The sequence below is a fragment of the Ornithinimicrobium sp. genome (assembly GCF_051004135.1).
Taxonomy (GTDB): domain Bacteria; phylum Actinomycetota; class Actinomycetes; order Actinomycetales; family Dermatophilaceae; genus Ornithinicoccus.
This window is the reverse complement of sequence record NZ_JBPCKQ010000006.1, coordinates 1-3893: the sequence shown is the minus strand read 5'-3', so window position 1 is coordinate 3893 and position 3893 is coordinate 1. Positions and strand designations below refer to the sequence as shown.

5 protein-coding genes are annotated in these 3893 nt (G+C 68.6%); 2 read left to right on the top strand and 3 right to left on the bottom strand.

What is annotated here, in order from left to right:
- The first annotated feature begins 103 nt into the window (after positions 1-103).
- Entirely contained in the window at positions 104-1459 is a 1356-nt protein-coding gene (locus ACR2FV_RS00245; RefSeq protein ID WP_434013723.1) for a DUF2254 domain-containing protein, read from the top strand.
- Positions 1460-1522: 63 nt separating this feature from the next.
- Here the strand turns inward: ACR2FV_RS00245 and ACR2FV_RS00240 are convergent, their stop codons facing one another.
- Positions 1523-2047, bottom strand: a complete 525-nt coding sequence (locus ACR2FV_RS00240; protein ID WP_434013722.1) for a DUF2269 domain-containing protein — start codon at positions 2045-2047, stop codon at positions 1523-1525.
- Positions 2048-2049: 2 nt separating this feature from the next.
- Positions 2050-2289, bottom strand: coding sequence for a hypothetical protein (locus ACR2FV_RS00235; protein ID WP_434013721.1), 240 nt, complete (start codon positions 2287-2289; stop codon positions 2050-2052).
- Positions 2290-2382: 93 nt separating this feature from the next.
- On the opposite strand from ACR2FV_RS00235, the gene ACR2FV_RS00230 reads away from it, so the two are divergent.
- Entirely contained in the window at positions 2383-2958 is a 576-nt protein-coding gene (locus tag ACR2FV_RS00230) for a TetR/AcrR family transcriptional regulator (RefSeq protein ID WP_434013720.1), read from the top strand.
- A gap of 471 nt (positions 2959-3429) precedes the next feature.
- Here ACR2FV_RS00230 and ACR2FV_RS00225 read toward each other — a convergent pair.
- Positions 3430-3893 (bottom strand): hypothetical protein (locus tag ACR2FV_RS00225; RefSeq protein ID WP_434013719.1); only part of this gene is annotated, 464 nt, incomplete at its 5' end.

Below are 3893 nucleotides of genomic sequence, written 5' to 3'. Positions count from 1 at the left end.
GATCCCGTTCCGGCCATGCATCTGCATCCGAGGGTTGCGGTGATTGATGCCTGGGCGGCGTCTTGATGGTCGGGGCCGGGTGTCCGGCTGCGATGATGCGCACATGGGCACCTCGCGCACCACTGTTGGCGACGCCATCCAGACCCAGTTGTGGCCTATTCCCACCGCGGCTGTGGTAGCCGCACTGCTGTTGGGGGTGGGCCTGCCAGAGGTCGATGCCGCGGTGGGCGGGGAGCTGTCGCCTACGGCGAGTGAGTGGCTCTTCGGGGGTGATGCGGGCGCTGCCCGTACTTTGCTCGCCGCGATCGCTTCCTCGCTGATCACGGTGACCGCGCTGACTTTCTCACTGACCGTGGTGACCTTGCAGCTGGCCAGCAGCCAGTTCTCGCCCCGACTGCTGCGAAGCTTCGCCAGCGACCAGTTCGTCCAGGTCACGCTCGCACTCTTCCTGTCAACCTTCACCTTCGCGCTGACAGTGCTCCGCACGGTGCGCAGCGCCGGCGCAGGTGATCAAAGCGAGTTCGTTCCCAAATTCGCGGTCACCGTGGCCTTCCTGCTTGCGGTGGCCAGCGTGGTCGCGCTGGTGCTGTTCCTGGCCCACCTGACCGAGCTGATCCGGGTCGAGTCGATGGTGCGCAACGTGCATCGCGAAGCCTCGGGCACCATGCAGGCATTGCTAAGCGAGCGGGACCCCGGGGTCGGTGACCAGCCGCCCACCCTGCGGCCGCCCGTTGACGCCGTACGGCTGTTCGCCGGTGGCGATGGTTTCGTGAACCGTCTCGATCAACAGCGACTCCTGCACGTGGTCGTGGACGAGGACGCGATAGTCAGACTCGACGTCCACCCGGGCACGTATGTGGTCCGCGGCACCCCCTTGGGCACCGCATGGCCGCTCACGCCAGGAAGCCTCAGCCAAGAAGTCGCCGATCGGATCGATGACCGGGTCACCGGGTGCGTCCACCTGGGCTTCGAACGGACCAAGTCCCAAGACGTGGGCTTCGGGCTGCGCCAGCTGGCTGACGTCGCAAGCAAAGCACTCTCACCCGGCATCAACGACCCCACGACCGCGATCCACACGTTGGGACATATCTCCTCGTTCCTGTGCGACCTGACCGACCGCGACCTCGGCCCCGTCCTGCTGCGCGACCAAGACGACCGGGCCCGGGTGGAGCTAGCCCGGCCCGATCTGGCCAGCTACGTCGACCTCGGCCTCTCCCAGCCGCGACGCTACGGCGCCCAAGACCCCCAGCTCCTGGAGCGCATAGCTCAGGTCCTACTCGATCTCAGTCACCGCGTGGCCCCCGACCAGCGGCCGGTCGTGCGGGACCACCTCGAACGGTTGCGCGCCACCATCGACGCACAACCGTTCGATTCCGCTGAGCAGACCTCGCTCGCCGCTCTGGCTCAGCGGATCGAGGAAAGGCTGGGCCCCCCATCCACGCAAACCCACGGCTGTTGAGTTGAGTCGGCACACAGCTCGCTTCGCTGGTGAGCAAGCAGGTCCTGCTCTGATTGCATCCGGCTACTCGGGTCTGGGGACCATTCGCTGCTCCTGCTGCTTACTCCATCCGTGCGAGGTCAGGCCACGGGGCTTGTAGACCGACAGGACGGCGGCGACGAGCAGGACGACCAGGGCGGCGCCGGAGTGCAGAACGGGGGATGCCGACGGCAGGGCGCTCAGATGGCCGCCGACTGCCGGCCCGGACGCCACGTCGGCGAGGTAGCCGAGCGTGCGGATGTACAGCAGCAGGACGGCGGTCGCCAGAACGGTGATGGCGAGCTTGATCAGGACCCAGTAGTGCCGGAACAGGCCCCACGTGGTGCCGAGTGACTGCACTAGCCCAGTGACGAAGGACGCGACGGCCAGCGGGACGAGCACGGCCCAGCCGAGGACCTCCATCGCCACGTAGACGGCGCGCACGGTCGGCTCGTCCTGGCTGGTGAGGCCGGCAACGGCCAGGGCGAAGAATGCGACGACCGACCCGAGCCAGCCGACAGAGGAGGTGATGTGGGCGGTCAGCGCGGCCTTGCGCAGGAGCGGAGGCATGGTCACAGGGCGAAGTCGGACCGGGAGACGACAGCGACGTCGGCGTTGCCGGGGAACTGGCCGGATGAGGTGTGACGGCCGGGCCCATGACTGCCGCCGTTGAGCAGCATCACGGCAAGCAGCACGAGCAGAACGAGCACGAGGACGCCGAACGCTTTGACCCACAGGGGCACGCCGGGCGGCCGGGGGCCGGACGACGCCTCTAGGCCGTCGCCAGGAGCGCTCATTCGGGTATCGGGCATGCGTAGCTCCATCTGCTCGCTGGGCGAGGGTCATCTGTACGAGACAGAGTGTCACGTATACGTCGCGCTGTCTACCTGGCGTAGAGTTCAGCTGTGCCGAGGCTGTGGGAGGACTCCGTCGAAGCGCACCGGGCGGCGGTGCGCGACGCGACGCTGGACGCGGCGGCGGCGGTGGTCGCCGAACGTGGCCTGGCGTCGGTGACGATGTCAGAGATCGCGCAGCGGACCGGGATCGGCAGAGCGACGCTGTACAAGTACTTCCCCGACGTGGATGCGGTCCTGGCCGCCTGGCACGACCGTCAGATCACCGAACACCTGGCCCACCTCTCGGCGGTTCGCGACCGGGCAGGCACTGCCACCGACCAGCTGGAGGCCGTCCTGAGGGCATGGGCGCACATCGTGCGCGAGTCGCGGTCCCAGCGCGACACCCCGCTCGCGGCGCTGCTGCACCGGGACGAGAACGTCGAGCGGGCGCAGCAGCAGCTGCGCGACTTCGTGCGCGACCTGCTCACGGAGGGCGCTGGGACCGGCGAGCTGCGCGACGACATCGCGCCGGGCGAACTCGCGGCCTTCTGCTTGCACGCCCTGACCGCTGCAGGAAGCCTGCCGTCCGAGGAAGCGGTCAGCCGTCTTGTAGCCGTCACCCTCGCCGGGCTGCGACCCGCCTGACGAACGAACCGGCCTCCGCCTGACACCCGTCCCGCTGGGACGCCGCGGCGACATCCCGCAGGACAACGTTCGCAAGGACCGCCCGCCGGTCTAGCGCAATTTGTACGCCCAGGCCCTCGCGACCCGGATACCCCGTCCGACGCGATCACCGATGGGGTGCCTCTTGCGGGACACCTTGATACTCAGCCACGGGGCGGAGGCGTCCCTTCCGTCGCTCGCCCGCCAGCTCCATCTATCGCAGGTTCACGCAGGGAATCAGCTCCCGCAATGCCGTCGCGGTGACGCGCGGTGGATCGATCGAGACGGCCGGTGGGGTGACGATGACCGGCTCACCCGTGACCGTGGCCGCACCTGCGGTGCTTCTCACGGTGCGCTTGGGTGTCGCCCCTGGTTTCGGACGAGCGCTTTGGCTGGGGTGTGTGCGGGCATCACAGCGACCCCCTCGGCTGTCGTCGCGACCGTCGAATCTGGTCAGCCGTCGACATCCCCGCTGGTTTCGTCGACGGTGTGCGCGTCGATGACTCGCAACGGTAGACCGCCCTCGGGTGGCGAGGGGTCCACGCAGGTGTCGCGGTCCGCCCGGTACGCCTCCTGGCGCCGTGGGTTTTCGGACAGGTGGCGGGCGTGGCGGCTTTTGGCCGGCCAGGGCTGGTGGGTCTCCTCACAGATGCTGCGGGTGCGGGTGGCCATCCGGTCTAGGAACAACGGCAGCGCGTGGCGGTGCCACTCCTCCAGGGCGGCGCCGGTGAACTCCAGCCCCGCGTGGTGGCGTCGGTCGGCCAGGACGGCGATCTCGTGGACCAGGTGGGGGTGGAAGGGCCAGCAGGGCGGGATCATGGTGGTGGCCTGCCACACGTACTCGGTGTTGACCCAGGTGACGACGTCTTCGAGCCAGGCCCACAGCTCGGCCCGATGGGCGGGCCTTGTGACGGACC